15 protein-coding genes and 3 rRNA genes are annotated in these 25,413 nt (G+C 61.1%); 11 read left to right on the top strand and 7 right to left on the bottom strand.

Going from position 1 to position 25,413, the window contains the following annotated elements; translation table 11 throughout:
• The first annotated feature begins 14 nt into the window (after positions 1 to 14).
• The 5 genes from murA to KYT97_RS26670 all read left to right on the top strand — a co-directional run bounded on the left by murA (position 15) and on the right by KYT97_RS26670 (position 7,907).
• Entirely contained in the window at positions 15 to 1,274 is a 1,260-nt protein-coding gene (gene murA, locus KYT97_RS26690) for a UDP-N-acetylglucosamine 1-carboxyvinyltransferase (RefSeq protein WP_033236110.1), read from the top strand.
• A 633-nt stretch (positions 1,275 to 1,907) separates the two neighbouring features.
• Positions 1,908 to 3,425, top strand: a 16S ribosomal RNA gene (locus tag KYT97_RS26685).
• Positions 3,426 to 3,755: 330 nt separating this feature from the next.
• Positions 3,756 to 6,889: ribosomal RNA gene (locus tag KYT97_RS26680) — 23S ribosomal RNA — on the top strand.
• 141 nt (positions 6,890 to 7,030) lie between these two features.
• Positions 7,031 to 7,147: ribosomal RNA gene (gene rrf / locus KYT97_RS26675) — 5S ribosomal RNA — on the top strand.
• The 16S, 23S and 5S rRNA genes sit together here, the layout of an rRNA operon.
• A 214-nt stretch (positions 7,148 to 7,361) precedes the next feature.
• Entirely contained in the window at positions 7,362 to 7,907 is a 546-nt protein-coding gene (locus KYT97_RS26670) for a DUF3472 domain-containing protein (RefSeq protein WP_219111106.1), read from the top strand.
• An 85-nt stretch (positions 7,908 to 7,992) separates the two neighbouring features.
• Here KYT97_RS26670 and KYT97_RS26665 read toward each other — a convergent pair whose 3' ends face one another.
• Complete coding sequence (locus KYT97_RS26665) at positions 7,993 to 9,579, bottom strand: adenylate/guanylate cyclase domain-containing protein (protein WP_219111103.1); 1,587 nt, start codon at positions 9,577 to 9,579, stop codon at positions 7,993 to 7,995.
• Positions 9,580 to 9,621: 42 nt separating this feature from the next.
• On the opposite strand from KYT97_RS26665, the gene nucS reads away from it, so the two are divergent.
• Positions 9,622 to 10,296 (top strand): endonuclease NucS, encoded by a 675-nt coding sequence (gene nucS, locus KYT97_RS26660; protein WP_033237400.1) that lies wholly within the window; start codon positions 9,622 to 9,624, stop codon positions 10,294 to 10,296.
• On the top strand, positions 10,296 to 10,628 hold the full coding sequence (locus tag KYT97_RS31040) for an ATP/GTP-binding protein (RefSeq protein WP_084702718.1): 333 nt from the start codon (positions 10,296 to 10,298) through the stop codon (positions 10,626 to 10,628). The genes nucS and KYT97_RS31040 overlap by 1 nt, the downstream gene beginning before the upstream one ends.
• Positions 10,629 to 10,632: 4 nt before the next feature.
• Here the strand turns inward: KYT97_RS31040 and KYT97_RS26655 are convergent, their stop codons facing one another.
• On the bottom strand, positions 10,633 to 11,652 hold the full coding sequence (locus KYT97_RS26655) for a hypothetical protein (RefSeq protein WP_033237401.1): 1,020 nt from the start codon (positions 11,650 to 11,652) through the stop codon (positions 10,633 to 10,635).
• 40 nt (positions 11,653 to 11,692) lie between these two features.
• Positions 11,693 to 12,166 (bottom strand): methylmalonyl-CoA epimerase, encoded by a 474-nt coding sequence (gene mce, locus KYT97_RS26650; RefSeq protein WP_033237402.1) that lies wholly within the window; start codon positions 12,164 to 12,166, stop codon positions 11,693 to 11,695.
• 108 nt (positions 12,167 to 12,274) lie between these two features.
• Between mce and KYT97_RS26645 the strand changes: the two genes are divergently transcribed.
• From KYT97_RS26645 to KYT97_RS26635, 3 genes are all read left to right on the top strand, one after another.
• Positions 12,275 to 13,468, top strand: a complete 1,194-nt coding sequence (locus KYT97_RS26645; protein ID WP_219111101.1) for an acetyl-CoA C-acetyltransferase — start codon at positions 12,275 to 12,277, stop codon at positions 13,466 to 13,468.
• Positions 13,469 to 13,569: 101 nt separating this feature from the next.
• Positions 13,570 to 13,932: a DUF3817 domain-containing protein gene (locus KYT97_RS26640; protein WP_116103150.1), complete on the top strand. Its 363-nt coding sequence runs from the start codon at positions 13,570 to 13,572 to the stop codon at positions 13,930 to 13,932.
• A 105-nt stretch (positions 13,933 to 14,037) separates the two neighbouring features.
• A complete protein-coding gene (locus KYT97_RS26635; protein WP_033232713.1) occupies positions 14,038 to 14,931 on the top strand; it encodes a tetratricopeptide repeat protein in 894 nt (297 codons plus the stop codon).
• 14 nt (positions 14,932 to 14,945) lie between these two features.
• On the opposite strand, the gene KYT97_RS26630 is transcribed toward KYT97_RS26635, so the two are convergent.
• The 3 genes from KYT97_RS26630 to KYT97_RS26620 are packed head-to-tail and all read right to left on the bottom strand — an operon-like array spanning position 14,946 to position 20,592.
• Positions 14,946 to 16,394: a neutral zinc metallopeptidase gene (locus KYT97_RS26630; RefSeq protein ID WP_033232715.1), complete on the bottom strand. Its 1,449-nt coding sequence runs from the start codon at positions 16,392 to 16,394 to the stop codon at positions 14,946 to 14,948.
• Positions 16,394 to 18,592, bottom strand: a complete 2,199-nt coding sequence (gene glgB, locus KYT97_RS26625) for a 1,4-alpha-glucan branching protein GlgB (RefSeq protein ID WP_415395496.1) — start codon at positions 18,590 to 18,592, stop codon at positions 16,394 to 16,396. The genes KYT97_RS26630 and glgB overlap by 1 nt, the downstream gene beginning before the upstream one ends.
• The gene (locus KYT97_RS26620; RefSeq protein ID WP_095887764.1) at positions 18,592 to 20,592 is read right to left on the bottom strand and encodes a maltotransferase domain-containing protein; all 2,001 of its coding nucleotides are present in this window, start codon (positions 20,590 to 20,592) and stop codon (positions 18,592 to 18,594) included. The genes glgB and KYT97_RS26620 overlap by 1 nt, the downstream gene beginning before the upstream one ends.
• 120 nt (positions 20,593 to 20,712) lie before the next feature.
• Here KYT97_RS26620 and glgP point away from each other — a divergent pair, with 120 nt between their 5' ends.
• The gene (glgP, locus tag KYT97_RS26615; protein WP_033232719.1) at positions 20,713 to 23,313 is read left to right on the top strand and encodes an alpha-glucan family phosphorylase; all 2,601 of its coding nucleotides are present in this window, start codon (positions 20,713 to 20,715) and stop codon (positions 23,311 to 23,313) included.
• 50 nt (positions 23,314 to 23,363) lie between these two features.
• Here the strand turns inward: glgP and KYT97_RS26610 are convergent, their stop codons facing one another.
• Positions 23,364 to 25,412: an ATP-dependent DNA helicase gene (locus KYT97_RS26610; RefSeq protein ID WP_033232721.1), complete on the bottom strand. Its 2,049-nt coding sequence runs from the start codon at positions 25,410 to 25,412 to the stop codon at positions 23,364 to 23,366.
• Position 25,413 lies beyond the last annotated feature (1 nt).

Genomic DNA, 25,413 nt, shown 5'->3' with positions numbered 1-25,413 from the left:
CTAGGCTGTGAACCGTGAGTGAGCACTTTCTTGTAACCGGGGGTCAGCGCCTCGAAGGTGAAGTTTCAGTCGGGGGCGCCAAGAACAGTGTGCTGAAGCTGATGGCTGCAGCATTGTTGGCCGAGGGCACTACCGTCGTGACCAACTGCCCAGACATCCTCGACGTTCCGTTGATGGCGGACGTGCTGCGAGGCCTGGGGTGCGAAGTCGAACTTGAAGATTCAGAAGTTCGGATCACGACGCCGGCCGAACCGAAATACCACGCCGACTTCGACGCCGTGAAGCAGTTCCGCGCATCGGTCTGTGTCTTGGGACCACTCGTAGCGCGCTGTCGCCGGGCCGTGGTTGCCCTTCCCGGTGGCGATGCGATCGGATCCCGGCCGCTCGACATGCATCAGTCGGGACTCCGCCTTCTCGGTGCCCACAGTGAAATCGAGCACGGATGTGTTGTGGCGCAGGCCGATGACCTGCACGGTGCAAACATCCGCCTCGTATTTCCGTCGGTCGGTGCTACTGAGAACATCCTCATGGCTGCCGTTCTCGCGCGTGGTGAAACGGTCATCGACAATGCGGCACGTGAACCGGAGATCGTCGATCTGTGCAACATGCTGAACCAGATGGGGGCAAAGGTCAGTGGCGGGGGTTCCACGACGCTCACCATTCAAGGTGTGCGCAAACTGGAACCGACCACACACAGAGTCATCGGTGATCGCATCGTTGCAGCAACCTGGGGCGTCGCCGCGTCGATGACCAGGGGAGATGTACGCGTTCGTGGGGTCAACCACAAGCATCTCGGGTTGGTCCTCGACAAGCTGCGAACTGCAGGCGCCGAAGTGACACCGGAAGTCGACGGTTTTCGAGTTGTCCAACGTGAGCGGCCCAAAGCCGTCAACTTTGCGACGCTCCCGTACCCGGGATTCCCGACGGACCTCCAGCCCATGGCCATCGGACTGGCAGCAGTGGCAGAGGGAACGTCGATGATCACAGAGAACGTCTTCGAATCCCGTTTCCGGTTCGTGGAGGAAATGATCCGTTTAGGCGCAGACGCCCGGACCGACGGTCACCATGCCGTAATCAGGGGAGTGCCGGTTCTGTCCAGCGCGCCGGTGTGGTCTTCGGACATTCGCGCCGGAGCTGGACTTGTTCTTGCCGGCTTGGTGGCAGATGGCGTGACCGAAGTGCACGACATCTTCCACATCGACCGCGGCTATCCGCGCTTTGTCGAGAACCTGCGTGGACTGGGCGGGATTATCGAGAGGGTCAGCACCGAATAGCCGGGGTGCTCGGGGTCACATCGGGCAGTTGTGCGGCTTAGTTGGATTCAGCCGGCACGGAAATCGCTGTGACCTTGCAAATCTTGTTCAGTCCAGTAGGGCGACCAGGCGATTTGTTAATTCGTTGAAGGTTCGCGTAACTTATTCCAAGTCAGAGCGACACGGACACCGACTCCCACCTGCGAGGGTGAGTGACACGAGGTTGTACGAAGTGCCTGGCCAAAATCCGAAGTAGTTTCCATCATGTATGGTTGTGCTTCAACCCCAGTTCTTCTTCACGATGTTCCGGTTTGCGCCGGTGACTTCGATGGGATAGGCTGGAAAAGTTGCCCCGGAGCGAGTGGCCTGAAGGTCGCGGTGATGGTGTGCGCGTGTTCTTTGAGAACTCAACAGTGTGTCGATGAATGTCAGTGCCAAATTATTTTGGTACTTCACATGTCGAATGATGTTCCGGGCCTTCGGGTTTCGGTTCTGATGTTCGGGGTGTGAGTATTTTTCGTCGGTGATTGTTCATTCTTCCGTCTGAATGGTTGCCGACACATTTTTTGCTAGTTGAGTTTTTTTGCTAGTGATTTGACTCTTTTTGTCTATGACTGATTTAGCTTGCTTTCGGGTGAGCGATATCTAGAGTCTTCAACGGAGAGTTTGATCCTGGCTCAGGACGAACGCTGGCGGCGTGCTTAACACATGCAAGTCGAGCGGTAAGGCCTTTCGGGGTACACGAGCGGCGAACGGGTGAGTAACACGTGGGTGATCTGCCCTGCACTTCGGGATAAGCCTGGGAAACTGGGTCTAATACCGGATATGACCTCCTATCGCATGGTGGGTGGTGGAAAGATTTATCGGTGCAGGATGGGCCCGCGGCCTATCAGCTTGTTGGTGGGGTAATGGCCTACCAAGGCGACGACGGGTAGCCGACCTGAGAGGGTGACCGGCCACACTGGGACTGAGACACGGCCCAGACTCCTACGGGAGGCAGCAGTGGGGAATATTGCACAATGGGCGAAAGCCTGATGCAGCGACGCCGCGTGAGGGACGACGGCCTTCGGGTTGTAAACCTCTTTCAGCAGGGACGAAGCGCAAGTGACGGTACCTGCAGAAGAAGCACCGGCTAACTACGTGCCAGCAGCCGCGGTAATACGTAGGGTGCAAGCGTTGTCCGGAATTACTGGGCGTAAAGAGTTCGTAGGCGGTTTGTCACGTCGTTTGTGAAAACTCACAGCTCAACTGTGAGCCTGCAGGCGATACGGGCAGACTTGAGTACTGCAGGGGAGACTGGAATTCCTGGTGTAGCGGTGAAATGCGCAGATATCAGGAGGAACACCGGTGGCGAAGGCGGGTCTCTGGGCAGTAACTGACGCTGAGGAACGAAAGCGTGGGTAGCGAACAGGATTAGATACCCTGGTAGTCCACGCCGTAAACGGTGGGCGCTAGGTGTGGGTTCCTTCCACGGAATCCGTGCCGTAGCTAACGCATTAAGCGCCCCGCCTGGGGAGTACGGCCGCAAGGCTAAAACTCAAAGGAATTGACGGGGGCCCGCACAAGCGGCGGAGCATGTGGATTAATTCGATGCAACGCGAAGAACCTTACCTGGGTTTGACATATACCGGAAAGCCGTAGAGATACGGCCCCCCTTGTGGTCGGTATACAGGTGGTGCATGGCTGTCGTCAGCTCGTGTCGTGAGATGTTGGGTTAAGTCCCGCAACGAGCGCAACCCCTATCTTATGTTGCCAGCACGTTATGGTGGGGACTCGTAAGAGACTGCCGGGGTCAACTCGGAGGAAGGTGGGGACGACGTCAAGTCATCATGCCCCTTATGTCCAGGGCTTCACACATGCTACAATGGCCAGTACAGAGGGCTGCGAGACCGTGAGGTGGAGCGAATCCCTTAAAGCTGGTCTCAGTTCGGATCGGGGTCTGCAACTCGACCCCGTGAAGTCGGAGTCGCTAGTAATCGCAGATCAGCAACGCTGCGGTGAATACGTTCCCGGGCCTTGTACACACCGCCCGTCACGTCATGAAAGTCGGTAACACCCGAAGCCGGTGGCTTAACCCCTTGTGGGAGGGAGCCGTCGAAGGTGGGATCGGCGATTGGGACGAAGTCGTAACAAGGTAGCCGTACCGGAAGGTGCGGCTGGATCACCTCCTTTCTAAGGAGCATCTCTTTCGCTCGCCGCACACAGGTGTGGTTGAGGAAAGCAGAGGCCATTTCGTTCCCGTATGTGGAACGGTGGTTGCTCATGGGTGGACGCTGACAAGCATTCGTTTTCATTACTGCCGGCCTCAGTGCTGGTGGGAGAACAAATTATATCGACATACTGTTGGGTCCTGAGAGAACACGTGAGTGTTTCCTCTCTAGGAAGTAACGACAAATAACTGCAAGTTGTCATACCGGTCCACTGTGGTGGGTGTTGGTGTCAACGTGAATGTGGTTGTTTGTGTGTTGTTTGAGAACTGCACAGTGGACGCGAGCATCTTTGTTGTAAGTAATGAAGAGCGTACGGTGGATGCCTTGGCACCAGGAGCCGATGAAGGACGTAGGAGGCTGCGATAAGCCTCGGGGAGCTGTCAACCGAGCTGTGATCCGAGGATGTCCGAATGGGGAAACCCAGCACGAGTGATGTCGTGTTACCCGCGCCTGAATATATAGGGCGTGTGGAGGGAACGTGGGGAAGTGAAACATCTCAGTACCCACAGGAAGAGAAAACAACCGTGATTCCGTGAGTAGTGGCGAGCGAAAGCGGAAGAGGCTAAACCATGGGTGTGTGATAGCCGGCAGGTGTTGCATTCGTGGGGTTGTGGGGTTCATTTTGTCAATACTGCCGTGTTGGCCAACAGTAAGAAATCATGAGGTTAGTGGAAGTGGTCTGGAACGGCCTGTCGTAGAGGGTGAGAATCCCGTACACGAAAACTTTGTGACTGTTGTAATGGAAACCCAAGTAGCACCGGGCCCGTGAAATCTGGTGTGAATCTGTCGGGACCACCCGATAAGCCTGAATACTCCCTGGTGACCGATAGCGGACTAGTACCGTGAGGGAAAGGTGAAAAGTACCCCGGGAGGGGAGTGAAATAGTACCTGAAACCGTGCGCTTACAATCCGTCAGAGCCTTTGCACACTTCGGTGTGGGGGGTGATGGCGTGCCTTTTGAAGAATGAGCCTGCGAGTTAGTGGCATGTCGCGAGGTTAACCCGTGTGGGGTAGCCGTAGCGAAAGCGAGTCCGAATAGGGCGATCATAGTGGCATGCTCTAGACCCGAAGCGGAGTGATCTACCCATGGCCAGGTTGAAGCGACGGTAAGACGTCGTGGAGGACCGAACCCACTTAGGTTGAAAACTGAGGGGATGAGTTGTGGGTAGGGGTGAAAGGCCAATCAAACTCCGTGATAGCTGGTTCTCCCCGAAATGCATTTAGGTGCAGCGTCGCGTGTTTCTCACCGGAGGTAGAGCTACTGGATGGTCTAGGGGGCCCACAAGCTTACCGAAATCAGCCAAACTCCGAATGCCGGTGAGTGAGAGCGCGGCAGTGAGACTGCGGGCGATAAGGTTCGTAGTCGAGAGGGAAACAGCCCAGATCGCCAGCTAAGGTCCCTAAGCGTGTACTAAGTGGAAAAGGATGTGGGGTCGCGAAGACAACCAGGAGGTTGGCTTAGAAGCAGCCACCCTTGAAAGAGTGCGTAATAGCTCACTGGTCAAGTGATCCTGCGCCGACAATGTAGCGGGGCTCAAGTACACCACCGAAGCTGCGGCATTCACGCAATAGCCCCCAGTTGATCCAAGGATTTTCTGGCAGGTGTGTGGATGGGTAGGGGAGCGTCGTGTGGCCATGGAAGCGGCAGGGTGACCTAGCCGTGGAGGCCACACGAGTGAGAATGCAGGCATGAGTAGCGAAAGACGAGTGAGAAACTCGTCCGCCGAATGACCAAGGGTTCCTGGGCCAGGTTAATCCGCCCAGGGTGAGTCGGGACCTAAGACGAGGCCGACAGGCGTAGCCGATGGACAACGGGTTGATATTCCCGTACCCGTGTGAACGCGCCCATGGTGAATCAGTGATACTAACCGTCCTGAAGCCACGAGAAGACCTTCGGGTCTCGAGTTGGTGGATGCACGGGACCTGATCTGGTAGTAGCCAAGCGATGGGGTGACGCAGGAAGGTAGCTGGGCCGGTCAGTGGTAATACCGGTGTAAGCGTGTAGGGCGTGACCTAGGCAAATCCGGGTCGCATATAAGCCTGAGACGTGATGCGTAGCCGATTGAGGCGAATTCAGTGATCCTATGCTGCCGAGAAAAGCCTCTAGCGAGCTTTCACACGGCCCGTACCCCAAACCGACACAGGTGGTCAGGTAGAGAATACTAAGGCGATCGAGATAACTATGGTTAAGGAACTCGGCAAAATGCCCCCGTAACTTCGGGAGAAGGGGGGCCCTGTCTGGTGACGACATTTACTGTCTGAGCTGGGTGGGGCCGCAGAGACCAGTGAGAAGCGACTGTTTACTAAAAACACAGGTCCGTGCGAAGTCGTAAGACGATGTATACGGACTGACGCCTGCCCGGTGCTGGAAGGTTAAGAGGACCGGTTAGTTCTTCGGAGCGAAGCTGAGAATTTAAGCCCCAGTAAACGGCGGTGGTAACTATAACCATCCTAAGGTAGCGAAATTCCTTGTCGGGTAAGTTCCGACCTGCACGAATGGCGTAACGACTTCTCAGCTGTCTCAACCGTAGACTCGGCGAAATTGCATTACGAGTAAAGATGCTCGTTACGCGCGGCAGGACGAAAAGACCCCGGGACCTTCACTACAGCTTGGTATTGGTGTTCGGTTCGGTTTGTGTAGGATAGGTGGGAGACTGTGAAACGGTGACGCCAGTTATCGTGGAGTCGTTGTTGAAATACCACTCTGATCGAATTGGACCTCTAACCTCGGACCATGATCTGGTTCAGGGACAGTGCCTGGTGGGTAGTTTAACTGGGGCGGTTGCCTCCCAAAATGTAACGGAGGCGCCCAAAGGTTCCCTCAGCCTGGTTGGCAATCAGGTGTCGAGTGCAAGTGCACAAGGGAGCTTGACTGTGAGACTGACAGGTCGAGCAGGGACGAAAGTCGGGACTAGTGATCCGGCACCGGCAAGTGGAAGCGGTGTCGCTCAACGGATAAAAGGTACCCCGGGGATAACAGGCTGATCTTCCCCAAGAGTCCATATCGACGGGATGGTTTGGCACCTCGATGTCGGCTCGTCGCATCCTGGGGCTGGAGTAGGTCCCAAGGGTTGGGCTGTTCGCCCATTAAAGCGGCACGCGAGCTGGGTTTAGAACGTCGTGAGACAGTTCGGTCTCTATCCGCCGCGCGCGTAAGAAACTTGAGGAAGGCTGTCCCTAGTACGAGAGGACCGGGACGGACGAACCTCTGGTGTGCCAGTTGTTCCGCCAGGAGCACCGCTGGTTAGCTACGTTCGGAAGGGATAACCGCTGAAAGCATCTAAGCGGGAAGCCTGTTCCAAGATGAGGTTTCTCACCCCCTCGAGGGGGTAAGGCCCCCGGCAGACCACCGGGTTGATAGGCCAGAACTGGAAGTACAGTAATGTATGCAGGTGACTGGTACTAATAGGCCGAGGACTTACCACAAAGAAGCTACGCGTCCACTGTGCGGTATCTGAAACAACACACAGATACCTTGAATTCGATTCCCCATCATTCACCGACACTTGTCGGTGGATGTGTGGAGGATCTGGTTCACGGTTAGTTACTGTGACAGTTTCATAGAGTTACGGCGGTCATAGCGAAGGGGAAACGCCCGGTCCCATTCCGAACCCGGAAGCTAAGCCCTTCAGCGCCGATGGTACTGCACTCGACAGGGTGTGGGAGAGTAGGACACCGCCGAACACAACTTGAGAAAGCCCCCCAACATTGTTGGGGGGCTTTTCTCGTTTCACCCAAAACATAAAGCTCACATAAAGACAATTGTAGTTTTGTAATCGAATGTAAGAATTCGGATATATCTATTCATTAATTGCAAATAGAACAGTTGAATGTACTTCTATGTCTGAATCCGCTGGAAATATTCGAGAATTCTGAAATTGTTTCTCAAATCGTCGGGGTGGCGAGTGCTGCCGCGCCTGGGGCGTCGTCGATACCCGCTGGCAACCCGCAGCATTTCATCTCCTACGACGTGACTCCCCGCACGCCGGTTGAAACGATCGACAGTTTCCACTACACGGTTGCTGTGGAGACCCCGAACGGCACCGCCGGTGTCCGTTTCTCGCTGTTCGGTGCCGGTGGTGTGCCGCTGTCTTCGGAATGGCGGTCGGGCGCTGACGGGGGCAATGGTGTCACGTGTGCGATTGATGTTCCCTATTCGCGTGGAACGGCATATTCCTTCGACGTCATGAAGTCGGGTTCGTCGGCGACGGCAACAACATGGTCGGGAACGATTACCAATGATTCCACCGGAGTGGTCACAAAGATGGGGTCATGGTCCACTCCAGCCGCATTCGGTGGACTGAAGAGCACGACTATCGGTTTCATCGAGAAGTTCTCCGGGACCAAGACGTGTGGCGGCATTCCGGATGTGAGCGTGAAGTACTCGAAGGTGTCGTTCGGCAACGACAACCCGTCGTCGGGAGCCAAGATCTGGCCGAGCTAGTACGGTCAGCCCGGTATCCCCAGAACCCGATCCGTCAACGTCGATACTGAATCAACGGGGGGACATTTTCGGCTCGTAACCGGATTCAGTCCGTCGGCGGAACAGGGGTTGATACGAGGCCTTCCGCCGGCTCACGAGGAATCGCAAGTTCTGTCTCTTCGAGGCGACCGCGCAGTGTGATGCTGTCGGTGATCCGCCACTGGTCGGCTTCGCTGTTGTGGGCCGCCGCAACAGCGCGGCCTGACGCTGCCAGATTTCCCGGTACGGTCTTGGCCACCTCGGAGAGACGGGCTGCTTCGTTCACAGGATCACCGATCACGGTGTACTCGAATCTTTCACGCGCACCGACATTTCCGGCAACTGCGATACCTGACGCGACGCCGATGCCGGCATTGATTTCAGGCACTTCGGCGCACAGACGGATCTGGATCTGTCTGGCCGCTGCGAGTGCGCTGCCCGCGTGGTCGTCGATCCGGTTCGGCGCACCGAAGATGGCAAGTGCTGCGTCGCCCTCGAACTTGTTGACAAATCCGCCGTGCCCGTCGACCTCGTCGACGATGACGTCGAAGAACCTGTTGAGGAGTGCGACAACGGCGGTGGGGGTGTTTGTCGAGGCGATCGTGGTGGAACCGATCACGTCGACGAAGAGAACCGATACATCACGTTCCTCGCCGCCGAGTTCGGGATTCTGACGCATCGCGTTGGCTGCAACCTCATGCCCGACGTGTCGTCCGAACAGGTCGCGAATGCGTTCACGCTCCCGAAGTCCTTCCGCCATACGATTGAAACCGGTTTGGAGCAAGCCCAATTCGGTACCGTCGTAGACAACGACGTGAGCACTCAGATCGCCGCGGGTGACTTGCTCCATACCTCGCCGAACGGATCGGATCGGCGCCGCAGCCGATCGAATGTTGATATAGGTCAGCCCGAGTCCGACGCACAGGGTGATTCCGCCGATTACGAGGATGACGATTGCGAGAGCCTGCCCGGAGGCTGGACGGATGAAGCTGAAGATCGCGATCAACATCAGACCGGCGACAGGGACTCCGCTGCCGAGCATCCAGACCAGGATGGTGCGCCCCGTGATGCCGAGCACCGCGGATTTGCGGGGTGTCCCGGATTCGAGGGCGCGGGCTGCGATGGGACGAAGTGCGAACTCGCTGAGGAGATAACAGAACGCGCAGGTCGTGATTCCGCTGAAAGCTATGGTGAACAACACTTTCGGGATGGTGTTGGCGTCGACGATCCCGTACATCGTGGTGAACGTGGCCAATGCCACCGTCCACAGGATGGCTTGAACGCGGGTCAATCGCCAAGGTCCACGCAGCGCGGCGCGCTGATTCTCAGGTGTCGGCGGGACGTTGTCCGTTGCCCACCGAAGATCATGGATGAGGCGTGTAGTTCCCCAGAGCAACCCCACGATGAAGACACACCCAGTGAATATCGGCACTGCGATGAAGTTGATCCACGCGAACTCCGATCGCATGATGCTCGGGCCTGGAACAACAACTCCGATGAGAACGACGGCCAGTGCGGACCCGATCAGATTGGTGACCAGGAGCGGAGCAGTGAGGAGGGCCTGGACGCGAATGCGTCGTCGGCGGGGACTCTCGTCTGTGGATCCGAGCAGCCACGACCCTAGGGGCGCGCTCGGGACATTGCTGGGCTGCATAGTGTGTCGAGACTAGTCGCACCGATCCCTTAGGGTGGTGCAGTGCGCTTAGTTATTGCTCGTTGCCGTGTCGACTACGTAGGTCGATTGACTTCCCATCTCCCTACCGCCAGACGCCTTCTGTTGGTCAAAGCGGACGGTTCCGTCAGCATCCATGCCGATGACCGGGCGTATAAGCCGCTCAACTGGATGAGTCCGCCGTGCTGGTTGGTCGAGACCACCGGTGACAGCGACGACATTCTGTGGGTCGTGACCAACAAGGCCGGCGAAGAGCTGCGGATCACCCTCGAAGAGGTCGAACATGATTCGTCGTACGAACTCGGTATCGATCCTGGTTTGATCAAGGACGGCGTCGAGGCGCACCTGCAAGAGCTTCTCGCAGAGCATGTCGAAACGCTGGGTAAGGGCTACACCTTGGTACGACGCGAATACATGACGGCTATCGGGCCGGTCGATCTTCTGGTTCGTGATGCCGATGGTGCTTCGGTTGCCGTCGAGATCAAGCGTCGCGGGGAGATCGACGGTGTCGAGCAGCTGACGCGCTATCTCGAATTGCTCAACCGTGATCCGCTGCTCGCTCCGGTAACGGGAGTGTTTGCGGCGCAACAGATCAAGCCGCAGGCCAAGACTTTGGCAACCGACCGCGGGATTCGCTGCCTTGTCCTCGACTACGAGGCGTTACGCGGGACCGAGAGCACCGAGTTCCGGCTTTTCTAATGCCTCGCCGGAAACCGATGCCGAAACAATCTCGTCGTACTGACAGTCGACGAGGTCCGGCTTCGGATGAACCGCGTGGTGTGCTTTTTGGCGGGGCAGTGGTCCGGGAGGAGCCCGGTCCGGGCGGCGAGCTGTACATGGTTCGGCCGATTCCGGGAGCCAATGCCACGAAGTTCTATCGATGCCCCGGCTGTGACCACGACATCAGGCCGGGAGTTGCGCATGTGGTGACGTGGCCGTCGGAGCCCGGTGGGGCCGCGGAGCGTCGGCATTGGCATACCGGATGCTGGTCAGGCCGCGGCACCCGCGGCCTGACCAGAAGGTGGTCGTGACGGATCAGTTTCGGGACTGCGCCCGCTGTTCGACCTCGCGGGTGTCGATTTCGGCTGTGTTGGTGTCTTCGATGTCATCCGAGTCGTCAGTTTCCGGTTCGGATTCTGTGTAGCTCGTTTCCTCGTACTCGTCGTCGGTGAATTCCGAGGACGGCGGAGTGGTCGGAGCGTCGAGCAATTCGCTCTCACGGTTGACGGAGGCGAGCATCGCGGGCACCGAATCGAGCTGACCTCGGATTCCCAGGAGTTGCGCAAGGATGCGTCCACGTAGAACGCGCAGTTCTTCGGCAAGTTCCTTGGCGTGAGCGATCTTTCGCTCGGACTGATCTGTCGCAGCCTGTAGACGACGCTGCGCTTCGCGCGTGGCGTCGGTCAATCGTCGTTCGGCTTCTGCCTTGCTTGATGCTTCGAGTTCGTCGACTGCGGCAACAACCTTGGCGCGTCGTTCCGCCATCGAGATGTCGAAATCTTCGCGAATTTGAGTTCGCTTCGCCTCGGATTCGGCGGCCAGACGGTCGCGCTCGGCCTGCGCGGCTTCGACGATGCGCGCCGCTTCGGTCTTGGCCTGCAACATGGTCTGCTCGTGCATGGTTTCCATGGCGTTGCGGCGGTCGTCGAGCTCCGCGATCAACGACTCGTAGTGCCCGCGTAGGCGGGCGCCGTCCTGTTCGGCGATGGAGGTCATCTCTGCTGCGTCGGCCTCGGCCTTCGCGCGAACCTCGGATGCTTCGTCGGACGCCAGTCGGAGCATGCGGCTGATGCGATCGCTCATGCCCTCCGCAGTGGTGGGCGGAACGGACAGGCGGTCGACGTCCTTACGGAGGTCGTCGATGTCGTCGCGGGCATCGTCCAACTGCTTGGCAAGGTCACGGGCTTGCGCGGCTGCGGCATCGCGATCCGCAGCCGTCACACGCAGTTCTACGTCGAATCGCTCGAAGTAGTTGCGTACCTCGTCGCGGTCGTATCCCTTCCGTGCGATCTGAAACGGAAGTTGAATGGAACCGCGGTCCTGCTCGTATGCCATGGCGACAATCTACCTGGCATATCTGCAGGAGTCGGGCCTACTAGTGCGACGCGGCCGGTTCGACCAGTTCGACGAGTACACCGCCGGCGTCCTTCGGGTGGATGAAGTTGATGCGTGAGTTCGCGGTGCCGCGCCTCGGTGCGTCGTAGAGCAACCGGACGCCGCGTGCACGGAGCTCGTCGGAAATAGCTTCGATGTCGGTGACGCGGTACGCGAGCTGCTGCAGTCCGGGGCCGCTGCGGTCGATGAACTTGGCGATAGTCGAGTTCTCGTCGAGGGGTGCGAGCAACTGAACGGCCGTGGAGCCGGCGGGCGCACCGACGACGGAGAGCATGGCTTCGCGCACGCCCTGTGCTTCGTTGACCTCTTCGTGAGTCGAGACCATGCCCAGGTGCTGGGTGTACCACGCGATGGCGACATCGAGGTCGGGAACGGCAATTCCGACGTGGTCGATGGCGACGACGAGGTCGGAGGACAACGCTGCGAGAGCGGGACTGGGGGAGGTCTGTGTCATACCGTTCACGGTAGCGCTACCGTTTAAGTAGTACACGTCGGGATGTGACTTGGCTCGTATACCACGTGCGCCCGAAGACTATGTCTCTTTTTGCAGCCGGAGGAAATCGTGACCAGTTCTGTGATTGTTGCCGGAGCCCGTACCCCGATGGGTCGACTCATGGGTTCGTTGAAGGACCTGTCCGGGTCCGATCTCGGTGGCATCGCCATCAAGGGCGCCCTCGAGAAGGCCGGTGTCGCCCCGGAGCAGGTCGAGTACGTCATCATGGGTCAGGTTCTCACCGCCGGCGCGGGTCAGATGCCGGCCCGTCAGGCCGCCGTCGCCGCGGGCATCCCGATGAGCGTTCCCGCCCTGAGCATCAACAAGGTGTGCCTCTCCGGTGTCGACGCCATCGCCCTGGCCGATCAGCTGATCCGCGCCGGCGAATTCGACGTCGTCGTCGCCGGCGGGCAGGAATCGATGTCCCGCGCACCGCACATGCTCGAAAAGAGCCGTGAAGGGTTCAAGTACGGCGACGTCACGATGCGCGACCACATGGCGTACGACGGTCTGCACGACATCTTCACCGACCAGGCGATGGGCCTGCTCACCGAACAGGTCAACCAGCAGGACGACACCCACATCACCCGCGCGGAGCAGGACGCGTTTGCCGCGGCCTCACACCAGAACGCCGCCCGCGCCTGGAAAGACGGCCTGTTCGACAACGAGGTCGTCCCCGTCTCGATCCCGCAGCGCAAGGGCGATCCGATCGTCTTCACGCAGGACGAGGGCATCCGCGCCGACACCACCGTCGAATCCCTCGGCAAACTGCGTCCCGCGTTCAGCAAGGACGGCACCATCACCGCCGGCTCCGCCTCCCCGATCTCCGACGGCGCCGCCGCCGTGGTCGTGATGAGCAAGGCCAAGGCCGAAGAACTCGGTGTGGCGTGGATCGCGGAGATCGGTGCCCACGGTGTGGTCGCCGGACCCGATTCGACCCTGCAGTCCCAGCCGGCGCGGGCCATCGCGAAGGCCTGCGCGAAGGAAGGTATCAACCCCGCCGATCTCGATCTCGTCGAGATCAACGAGGCGTTCGCGGCCGTCGGTATCGCCTCCACGCGTGAGCTCGGCCTCGATCCGGCGAAGGTGAACGTCAACGGCGGCGCCATCGCCGTCGGGCATCCGCTCGGTATGTCCGGTGCCCGGATCGCGCTGCACCTGGCACTCGAGTTGGCGCGCCGCGGCGGCGGCATCGGCGCGGCCGCACTGTGCGGCGGCGGCGGGCAGGGCGACGCCCTGATCGTCCGCGTACCCAAGGCCTGAGAGTCTAAATACACCTGAACACCTCAGTTCGCTCTACGACGCCTCGTGGTATTCCTCACACCACTACGGGGCGTCGTAGTTGTTCGGGCACAATGGGGTTCATGGCGAACGTCTTCGATCTCAGTACCACCGCAAAGCGGTTCCGTTTCATTGCCGTCCTCGAGGCCTTCACATGGCTCGGACTGTTGGTCGGAATGGCCTTCAAGTACATCCCCGAAGAGGGAATGGTGGCAGGCGTCAAGATCTTCGGTCCCTTCCACGGTGCTGTGTTCGTCATCTACATCCTGGTTGCGCTCTGGACTGCAAAGCAGTTGAAGTGGAACCTGGTCACCACGTTCTGGGCACTGTTTGCCAGCATCCCGCCGTTCGGCACGATTGTTTTCGAGGCGTGGGCCGCGCGCACAGGCAGGTTGGCGGAACTGTCCAAGGTGAACACAGCCGCTGCGGACCCCGCGCTCGCTTAAGTGAAGTAGGCCTCTTCGAAGGTTCCGGCAACTCGTGACAAACTGGGACTTGTGACTCGACCAGGATCCAGGCCCCCAGCGCGTTCGTCAGCAGTTGCAGCCGCTATGAGCGGCGCAGTCGACTTGTCCGCTCTCAAAGAGCGGGCCACGGCCCCACCTCCGCGTAATCCCAGCGGCGATGGGGCCGTTTCTGCTGCCAATGGGTTTGTCATCGAGGTGACGGAAGCGAACTTCGAGGCCGAAGTTCTGGTCAAGTCGAGCCAGGTGCCCGTGATCGTCAACCTCGGTGGGCGCGCGTACGAGCCGTCTGTCGTCTTCACCGAGGTGCTGGAGCGCTTGGCCGCGCAGGCAGGTGGTCAGTGGATTCTTGCGAACGTCGACGTCGATGTCAGCCCCCAGATCGCGCAGGCCTTCGGAATCCAGTCGGTGCCGACGGTTGTTGCCGTTGCCGCCGGCCAGCCGTTGGCAGATTTCCAGGGTGCACAGCCCGAAGAGCAGTTGACTCAGTGGTTTGCCGCCGTTCTGCAAGCTACCGCCGGAAAGCTCAGCGGTCCCGTTCCGACTGCTGAGCGCGACGAACCAGAAGTGGAAGATCCACGATTCGTTGCTGCCGAAACCGCCCTCGACGCCGGTGATCTCGACGGTGCCATTGCGGCATACCAAGTGATTCTCGATGCCGAGCCGACCAACGCCGAGGCCCTCAACGCTGTTCGCCAGGTCAAGTTCATGGCGCGTGCCCAGAACACCGAACCCGACGCCGTGGCGGCGGCCGACGCAGATCCGTCGAATGCCGAACTGCAGTTCGCGGCAGCGGACCTGGAGATGGCCGGACAGCAACCGGAAGCAGCTTTTGCTCGCCTCATCGGCGTCGTGTCACGCAGTGCAGGTGACGACAAGGCCGCGGCGCGGACGCGTCTGCTCGAACTCTTCGAATTGTTCGATCCCGCCGAGCCCATGGTGATGGCAGCCCGCCGCAAACTGGCGGCAGCGCTCTACTAGGCCTACTACGGCCGCTACTCCGTATAGCGGCTGTCGCAGGACACCTGCCCACCCAACACACCGGTACGGAAGGCGTCGACCCGGGCGAAGCCGCTCGGGACGGTGTCGCCGTTGACGTCACTGGCAGCCAACCCGTCCGTCAACAAGCCGGAGACGGCCTCGTCGAGGTCGCCGGGCGACAGGGTGACCTGTGCTCCGGACTCGGCTGCATTGGAGGGGCTCAGTGCGGCTGTGATCACTCCGGCCAAGCACGCCGCCCGCAGCGCGGTCTGTGGTGTGTCGAGTGCCTGACCACGTTGCTGCTGCATCGCGAGGGTGTACCGCGACGCGAGCAGTACGTATGCGTTGTAGTCGCCGGTGATGTCGGTCTGCATCAATTCGCGTCGACCGACCCGTCCCGGTGTTCCGCGTTCCGCCAACTCGTCGACATTGATGCCGATGGTGTTGGTCGAGGGGCAGAACGAGACCGGTTCGGTAGCGACGGCGTCGGCGCATCCGGTGTCCGCGCCGGTGAATGTGACTGTCGGCGGATTCTCCAATTCGAAGACCGACTGGAACGTCGTGAGGAACTCCTGCAGCGTTTCCTCGGTGACGGGAAGTTCTCCTGAATCGTCTTCGGAGTCGAATTGCTGGGGCAGTTCAGCCCGCCGTGATTCGATTTCTTCCTGGTCGATCCGCGTGCAGGCAGACGCGCCGTCGGTGAACCCGATCTGTGTTGCGGTGACGCGTTCGAACGCGGAACCGTGGTGTGAGTCGGGATCGTTGGGATCGTCGTCACGGATAGCGACCGCAGAGGCGAGCACCTTGTTCAGGCCGTCGGACGTATTCATCGTGAAGTGTGCTGCCTTGTCCTCGGCAACGTGCCGCAGGAACGCACCACCGAAGCAGTCGGCCTGTTGTTCACGCACCAGGGCCGATTCGGACCCACCTTTGACGATTCCGGCTTTGCGCTGGACTGCATGGCCGTACTCGTGCGCGAAGATGAACGCGACGGCGACGTCCCCGAACTTTTCCTGCACCTCGGGAAGGAGAAGTTCGCGATCCCACCCGATGGTGTGGTCGAGGCTGCAGTAGCCGGCGTTGATGAGGTCTTCTGTGGTCTCCTCGCAGAAGTCCGGACCGTTCGATTCGGTGGGATCCCACGAGATCAGCGTGTCGACGGGTTGGAACGGTTCGTTGAACAGTGTCGGATACTGCGTGTTCCAAAAGGTTTCGATGTCGGTGATCGCGTTGGCGGCGAGTGCGTCGATGGAACCGCCGTCGGTGCCGACGATGTCGCGTTCGGCGTCGGGCGCACCGGGTCGCAGGCCACTAGGACCGGACGACGCGTCGAGGCCGGCAACGCGGAAGGGGTCGTGGTAGATCGAGACGGCCTGGCCACTGGAGGTCTGCGAACAGCCGGACAACACGGCAGCAGTTGCCAACAACGACGAAGTGACTAGTGCTGCTCGCCGGCCCACCATCAACGCTCCAGACTGATCCATATCGCACCGTTGGCGGGAAGTGCGACCTGAGCTGACGCCGGCCGACCGTGCCACGACTGCGACGTCGCTGTGACCGCACCGAGGTTGCCCACCCCCGAGCCGCCGTACGTCTGCGCATCGGTGTTGAGGATTTCCACCCATCGGCCGGGCTCCGGTAGCCCGACGCGGTAGCTCGAGTGTTCGCTGCCCGAGAAGTTGAAGAGGCAGGCGACAATCGAGCCGTCAGTACCGTAACGCAGAAAACTCAGGACGTTGTTCTCGGTGTCGTTGGCGTCGATCCACGAGTACCCGCCAGGCGAGGTGTCCAGGGTCCACATTGCCGGATGCCGGCGGTATGCAGAGTTGAGATCGCTGACCAGCTGCATCGCGCCGCGGTGGAGATTGCCGGTGTTCGGGTCGTCGAGTTGCCACCAGTCGAGGCCTCGTTCTTCGGACCACTCGGCCGTCTGGCCGAACTCCTGGCCCATGAACAGAAGCTGCTTACCCGGGTGCGCCCACATGTAGGCGAGGAGAGCGCGAAGGCCCGCGGCTTTCGCGAAATCGTTGCCGGGCATACGTGTCCACAAGGTTCCCTTGCCGTGGACGACCTCGTCGTGGCTGATGGGCAGTAGGTAGTTCTCGCTCCACGCGTACATCAGCGAGAAGGTGATCTCGTGATGGTGGTACGTGCGGTGGACGGGGTCGCGGCCCAGGAATCCCAGGGTGTCGTGCATCCACCCCATGTTCCATTTCATGTTGAATCCGAGGCCGCCCACATTGGTCGCGCGGGTGACTCCAGGCCACGCGGTTGATTCCTCGGCAATGGTGACAACGCCGCGGTGTTTCTTGTGGACGGTGGCATTCATCTCCTGAAGGAACGCAACTGCTTCCAGGTTCTCGCGGCCGCCGTGAATGTTGGGGGTCCAGCCACCTTCCGGGCGGGAGTAATCCAGGTAGAGCATCGATGCGACAGCATCGACGCGTAGGCCGTCGATGTGGAATTCGTCGAGCCAGAACAGCGCGTTGGCGACGAGGAAGTTGCGGACCTCGCGTCGACCGAAGTCGAATACGTATGTACCCCAGTCCAACTGCTCGCCGCGCTGCGGATCGGCATGTTCGTAGAGCGGTGTGCCGTCGAAGCGGGCCAGTGCCCACTCGTCCTTGGGGAAGTGAGCGGGAACCCAGTCGACGAGGACACCGATGCCGGCGGCATGGAGGTGATCGACAAACCAGCGGAAATCGTCGGGTGTCCCGAATCGTGCCGTCGGAGCGTAGTACGACGTGACCTGATATCCCCAGGATCCGCCGAACGGGTGCTCGGCGACTGGGAGCAATTCGACGTGTGTGAACCCGGTTTCGGTGACGTACTGCGCGAGTTGCTCGGCCATCTGCCGGTAGTCGAGGCCAGGGCGCCAGGATCCGAGATGCACTTCGTACACACTCATCGGTGACTGCGCTGGGTCGACGTGCGCGCGGGCCTCGAGCCAGTCGGCGTCGTGCCAGATGTGGGAACTGGTACTCACGCGTGACGCCGTCGCCGGCGGTACCTCGGTGGCGAAGGCCATCGGGTCGGCCTTGTCCGCTACCGAACCGTCTCGCCCGTGGACGCGGAACTTGTACAGTTCACCTGCTGTGATTCCGGGCAGGAACAGTTCCCAGACTCCTGTCGAACCGAGGACGCGCATGGGCGCGAATTGCCCACCCCAGCCGTCGAAGTCGCCGATGACGGTGACTCCCCGGGCGGCGGGCGCCCACACCGCAAACGAGGTTCCCTCGACTACTCCGTCCGGCGTTTCGTAGCTGCGCGGGTGGGCGCCGAGAATATCCCACAGGCGTTCGTGCCGACCCTCACCGAAGAGATGGAGATCAAGTTCGCCGAGTGTGGGGAGGAATCGGTACGGATCGGCGACGACGACGGTATGCCCACCCGGGTAGGTGACCGAGTACCGGTAGTCCATGAGTTCCGGGTAGGGGACCAGTGCGGCGAAGACCCCACCCGAAATGTGGTGGAGGGGAAAGGCCTTTCCGCCGATGACGGCGTCGACCGACTCGGCGTGTGGCCGAAGGGTACGCAGCACTGTTCCGTCGGGGTGTGCGTGCGCGCCGAGGACGCTGTGCGGATCGTGGTGTTCGCCGCGGGCAAGCAATTCCAGATCGTGGGGTGCCGGAGCAACCCCGGCAGGCAGTTCGGCGACCATCATTTACCTCCGCGGTATGCCAGGGAAGTTCTGGCGGGGTAGGGAACTGGCGGTAGCGCAAGAATGTGGGCGACGGACCGCCATGGCTCTAGGCGAACGAAATTTGCTTGGCCCCACTGATATTGCTCGCCGCTCACTTCGTCGAGCACGCTCATGTGGTCGTGCCATTCGCGCCCGAGTGCCGGCATGTCCAGCCAGATCGTTCCCTCTTCCGCGGCAAACGGATTGAGGTTGATGACGGTGAGTACGGCGTCGCCGGTGATCGGATCGAACTTCGAGTAGGCGATGATCGCGTCATTGTCGATGTGGTGGAAATGCAGGTTGCGGAGTTGTTGCAGAGCGGGGTGCGCGCGGCGGATGCGGTTCAGCGTGGTGATCCAGGGTTCGAGGGATTCGCCGCGCGCAGCGGCTTCCGCGAACCGGCGCGGACGTAGTTCGTACTTCTCCGAGTCCAGATACTCTTCGCTACCGGGACGCACCGCCTGGTGCTCGTAGAGTTCGTACCCCGAGTAGACGCCCCACGTCGGTGCGAGTGTTGCGGCGAGAGCTGCCCGCAGCGCGAACATTCCGGGTCCGCCGTGCTGTAGCGACTCGTGCAGGATGTCCGGGGTGTTCACGAAGAGATTGGGGCGCGCCTCGTCGGCTTTGGCTGCGAGTTCGTTGCCGAATTCCGTCAGTTCCCACTTTGCGACGCGCCACGTGAAGTACGTGTACGACTGTGTGAAGCCGCGTCGGGCCAGGCCGTACATGCGGGCAGGCCGGGTGAACGCCTCGGCCAGGAAGAGAACGTCCGGATCGGATTTCTTGACTTCGGAGATCAGCTTTTCCCAGAAGTTGGGCGGCTTGGTGTGGGGGTTGTCGACGCGAAAGATCTTGACCCCCGCGTTGATCCAGTGGCGAACGACGCGCAGGATTTCCTTGTCCAACCCGTCCGGGTCGATGTCGAAGTTGATCGGATAGATGTCCTGGTACTTCTTCGGCGGGTTCTCCGCGTAGGCGATGGTGCCGTCGGGCAGAACAGTGAACCACTCGGGATGCTTTGCTGCCCAAGGATGATCGGGTGCACATTGCAGTGCGAGGTCGAGTGCCACTTCGAGGTCGAGTTTGCGTGCCCGCGACACGAACGCCTTGAAATCCTTGAGCGTTCCGAGTTCCGGATGGACTGCGTCGTGCCCACCTTCGGCGGAGCCGATGGCCCATGGCGATCCGACATCCCCGGGTTCGGGAGTGAGCGTGTTGTTGCGGCCCTTGCGATTGATCTCACCGATCGGGTGAATCGGCGGCAGGTAGACAACATCGAAACCCATTGCGGCAATGCGTGGTAGATCCTCGGACGCGGTCTTGAACGTGCCGTGCTTCGGCACCCCGTTCTCGTCCCAGCCACCGGTGGAGCGGGGGAAGAACTCGTACCACGAACCGAACAGTGCTCGGTTGCGGTCGACCAGCACGTTGTGCGGTTCGCCCTTGGTGACCAACTCGCGCAGGGGATGCGCGCGGAGCAACTCGGCGACGTCCGACGCAAATGCCGGGGCGACCCGGGCTGTCACCGGCGCGGTGCTGCGCAGCGACGCCGTCACCGCCTCCAACTTCGAGCGGTTGGCGCGGGGCTGTTCCTGGGCGGCGCGCTCGAAGAGTCGCGCGCCGATCTCGAGGTCGTTGGCTAGCTCTGCCGGGCCTTGCCCGACGGACAGTTTGGCTTCGACGGCGTGCTTCCAGGTTGCGACGGGATCACTCCACGCTTCGATCCGGAACGTCCAGAGTCCCTCGGTGGACGGAACGAATACAGCGTCGACGGTGTCCGGTTCGCTGCCCGGGTCCATCTGGATGCGTATCGGTTTGGTTCCGCGGGGTCCGCGCACGGTGAGGGTGGCCGCAACTGCGTCGTGGCCCTCTCGCCATACCGTGGCGTGTACGGGAAACACTTCACCCACTACGGCCTTGGCTGGATAGTTACCCGAGATCGCGGGTACCACGTCGTCGATACCGAGGCGTCCTGTCACGGGAAGCTCCATTTCTGATGGTGGAGTGTTACTGGTGTGGCCGAGTTCAACCGTAGTGGGTACAGCGCCTTGTCGTCGCTCCAGCGGACACGGTGGTTCAACTCGACTAGGGTTCGCGGGGTGAAAGCCTTGCGTCGGTTCACTGTCCGAGCCCACCTTCCGGAGCGCCTTGCAGCGCTCGGCCCCTTGTCCACCAACTTGCGTTGGTCCTGGCATCCCGAGACTCAGGATCTGTTCTCGCGCCTGGACCCTGAACTCTGGCAAGCAGTTCAGTTCGATCCGGTTCGAATGCTCGGAGAGGTCGATCCCGCCCGACTCGACGAGCTCAGCAGCGACGACGACTTCCTCGCTGACCTCGACACCGCAGCCGCCGATCTCGACAGCTACCTGAGCACTCCGCGCTGGTACCAGTCGCAGCAGGCAAAGGGGGTGTCGCTGGCTGGGGGAATTGCGTACTTCTCCATGGAATTCGGCGTCAGCGAAGTCCTGCCGAACTACTCGGGTGGCCTGGGAATTCTGGCCGGCGATCATCTCAAGGCCGCATCGGATCTGGGACTTCCGCTGATCGGTGTCGGACTGCTCTATCGATCCGGCTACTTCCGCCAGTCCCTGACAGCCGACGGGTGGCAGGCCGAGCACTACCCACCCCACGATCCGCAGGGGTTGCCCCTGCGTTTGCTGACGGATGCCGGCCCGTCGTCCGACGACGGATCGCCGGTAGTGATCCACGTTGCGATGCCCGGTGGGCGAGTTCTCCGGTCGCGGGTGTGGATCGCGCAGGTCGGCCGGGTGCCCCTGCTTCTCCTCGATTCGGACATCGCTGAGAACGATCCCGATCTCCGGGGCGTGACCGACCGTCTGTACGGCGGCGATCAGGATCACCGCATCAAGCAGGAAATCCTTGCGGGTATCGGTGGCGTACGTGCAGTTCGGGCGTACACCGCGGCATACGGATTGCCCGATCCCGAGGTGTTCCACATGAACGAGGGCCACGCCGGTTTCCTCGGTATCGAACGAATTCGTGAACTTGTCACCACCAGCGGGCTGGATTTCGATTCGGCGTTGGCGGCTGTACGCGCCGGTACCGTTTTCACGACCCACACTCCGGTGCCCGCCGGAATCGACCGCTTCCCGGCAGATCTGGTTCGCCACTACTTCGGCGGTTCCAACGGCGAGAACGAATCGACGCTTCTTCCCGGCCTGACGGTCGATCGCATCGTCGGGATGGGCCGCGAATCGGATCCGTCGATCTTCAACATGGCGCACATGGGCCTTCGACTCGGCCAGCGTGCCAACGGTGTGTCGAAGCTGCACGGCATCGTCAGTCGCGACATGTTCAACGGTCTCTGGCCGGGATTCGATGCTGACGAGGTTCCGATCGGCTCGGTGACCAACGGTGTCCATGCGCCCACCTGGGCGGCGCCGGAATGGATGAACGTCGCCCGCCGGATCGTCGGACAGGAGCAGCTCGAGGAATCGCGCGGCTGGGAGCGCTTGCACGAGCTGTCCGCCACCGAACTCTGGGAAACGCGCAACGACTTGCGCGGCAAACTCGTCAACGAAGTGCGTCGACGTGTGAAGGCGTCGTGGCTCGAGCGCGGCGCCACCGAAGCCGAACTGGGTTGGACCAGTGGAGTTTTCGACCCGAATGTGTTGACTGTCGGGTTTGCCAGGCGCGTGCCGACGTACAAGCGACTCACCCTGATGCTGCGCGACCCCGATCGACTGCGCGCGATGCTCCTCGACGAAAAGCGGCCAGTGCAGTTGGTGGTGGCCGGAAAGTCGCATCCCGCCGACGACGGTGGCAAGGCGCTCATTCAGCAGGTGGTGCGGTTCGCCGACGAGGCGGATGTCCGTCATCGCATCGTCTTCCTGCCGGATTACGACATGTCGATGGCCCGCTACCTGTACTGGGGTTGCGATGTGTGGCTGAACAATCCGCTGCGCCCGCTCGAGGCGTGTGGAACTTCCGGTATGAAGTCTGCACTGAACGGTGGACTCAACCTCTCCATCCGTGACGGATGGTGGGACGAGATGTACGACGGTGAGAACGGCTGGGCAATCCCGACCGCCGACGGCGTCCTCGACGACGTTCGCCGTGACGATCTCGAAGCGAGCGCGCTCTACGAATTGCTCGAACACGCGGTGCTGCCCACGTTCTACGACCGTGACGCTGCCGACCTGCCGACGCGGTGGGTCGAGAAGGTTCGCCACACACTCGAGAATCTGGGCCCGAAGGTGTTGGCGTCACGCATGGTTCGTGACTACGCAGTGCAGTACTACGCGCCGTCGGCAGAATCTGCTCGGGCTGTGGTGGCGGACAACTACGCCGGAGCGCGTGAGGTTGCCGAGTTCCGTCGGCGGATCGAATCGCAGTGGCCGTCCGTGAGCGTTGTGCAGGTTGACGGTTCCGGGTTGCCGGATACCCCGGAAATCGGTGCGACCCTCTCGCTGAAGGCGCAGGTTCGTCTCGGTGATTTGTCGGTGACAGACGTCGAGGTGCAGGCCGTCATCGGACGCGTCACTCCGGGTGAGGAACTGACCGATGTGGTCACCTTCCCGATGACACATTTCGGTTCGGAGGACGGCATCGAGATCTTCGAAGCCGAAGTAGCGCTTCCGGTTTCGGGATCGGTCGGCTACACGGTTCGGGTTCTTCCGCATCACCGTCTGCTGGTGAACGCATCAGAGCTGGGATTGGTCACGACCCCGGCTGTGTAAACCCACTTTCTGCCCCGGACCTTGTCGACAAGGTCCGGGGCAGAAGTGCGTCAGGGCCGCGAATCGCGGATCCGGGTCAGCGCTTTGCGGACGACCTCGGGCTTGGTCGTCTCCCAGAACGGTGGCAATGACGCCCGCAGGTATCCGGCATACCGGGCCGTTGCAAGACGCGGATCCAGTACGGCCACAACACCTTTGTCGTCGACGCTACGCAACAGTCTGCCCACTCCCTGGGCGAGGAGCAGCGCTGCATGGTTGGCCGAGACGCTGAGGAAGCCGTTTCCGCCGTGTGCCTCGATGGCCTGTTGACGAGCCATCAGCAGCGGATCGTCCGGCCGCGGAAATGGAATGCGGTCCAAGATCACCAGGGACAGCGACGGGCCGGGAACGTCGACGCCTTGCCATAGGGACAGTGTCCCGAACAGTGATGTGGGTTCATCTTTGGCGAAGGCCTTGACGAGGGTGCCGGTGGCGTCGTCGCCCTGGCACAGGATCGGTGTGTCGAGGCGATCACGCATGGCTTCGGATGCGGCTTTGGCGGCGCGCATCGACGAGAACAGTCCGAGGGTGCGCCCACCCGCAGCCTCGACGAGTTCGGCGATTTCGTCGAGGTAGACCGGGGACAAGCCGTCCCGGCCGGGTGTGGGCAGGTGGCGGGCAATGTAGATGATTCCGGCTTTCGCATGGTCGAACGGCGATCCGACGTCGACCGAGTTCCAACGAAATGCGTTGGCATCGGAAGGAGCTTCGCTTCCGATCGCAGTTCCGGAATCGGGGCGAACCGACGACTGCGCGGGTAGTCCCCAGTTGATCGCAAGACCGTCGAAGGAACCTCCGACGGTGAGTGTTGCGGACGTCAACACCACAGTGGATTCCGCGAACAGGCGTGAGCGCAGCAAACCGCCGACGGACAGTGGGGCCATCCGGACGGAGCGGCGGACCGATCCGCGGAACTCGTCGGACGAGAGCCAGACCACATCTTTGCGCTGGGCGGGATCTGGTTCGTCGAAAGCAGTGAGGACTCGTACGGCGCTGTCGTGAATGTCTTCCACCGAGGAGAGTGCCGCATTGCGGGCGGCCGCGGCTTCGGGATCGGCTGCCATCATGCCGGGCTTGGCCGGGCCGATGGCTGTGCGCAGGGCCCACGCGGCATCGCGGATGGCTGCGAGCGCGGGAGCAGCGCCGTCGGGAAGCCCGTCCCAGCGTCCGGGGCGAAGTTCTTCGAGGAGTCCGGCCCAGCCTTCGCCGGCGGCCTCGAGACGATCGGCGTCCTGTTCTTCGACGATCTTGCCGCAGCGACGAGCGGCTGCGCTGATGGCGGCCGCGGTGAGCTCGTCCGTCGCGACCCCGGTCACGCGGTCGACCAATTCGTGGGCTTCGTCGATGACAACGACGTCGTGCTCGGGCAGAATCTGGATGCCTGTAATGGCGTCGATCGCGAGTAGGGCGTGGTTGGTCACGACGACGTCCGCTTTCGACGCCTCGACGCGGGCGCGTTCGGCAAAGCAGTCCTCGCCGACCGGGCACTGGTTCTTTCCGATGCACTCGCGGGACGTCACGCTGACCTGCCGCCACGCCTGATCGGACACGCCTGGCACCAGTTCGTCGCGGTCGCCCGTGTCGGTGTCCGAGGACCACTCGGTCAAGCGCACCACTTCACGGCCCAGCCGGGAGACTGTGAACGGATCGAACAGTTCGTCCTCCGGTGGCTGCTCGGAGGCGCCGGTGTGGATCTTGTTCATGCACAGGTAGTTGTTGCGGCCCTTGAGGATTGCGAATTCCGCGCGACGCCCGAGAGGCTTCTTCAGTGCATCGGCCAGGCGGGGGAGATCACGATCGACCAGCTGCCGCTGCAGGGCGATGGTGGCCGTCGACACGACGACGGTGCGACCGGACTCGACGGCATGACGCAGGCTCGGCACCAGATAGGCCAGCGACTTACCCGTACCGGTGCCGGCCTGGACGGCAAGATGCTCACCGGTATCGATCGAATGCGCTACCGCCGACGCCATCGTGAGCTGGCTGGTCCGCTCGGCACCGCCCAGCGCCTGCACCGCCGTGCGAAGCAGTTCGGGGACATTCGGAAGTTCATCGGCCACT

The organism is Rhodococcus globerulus (assembly GCF_019334125.1).
GTDB classification, from domain to species: domain Bacteria; phylum Actinomycetota; class Actinomycetes; order Mycobacteriales; family Mycobacteriaceae; genus Rhodococcus_F; species Rhodococcus_F globerula.
The sequence above is the reverse complement of the archived record's forward strand: the minus strand, read 5'-3'. Positions and strand labels throughout refer to the sequence as shown.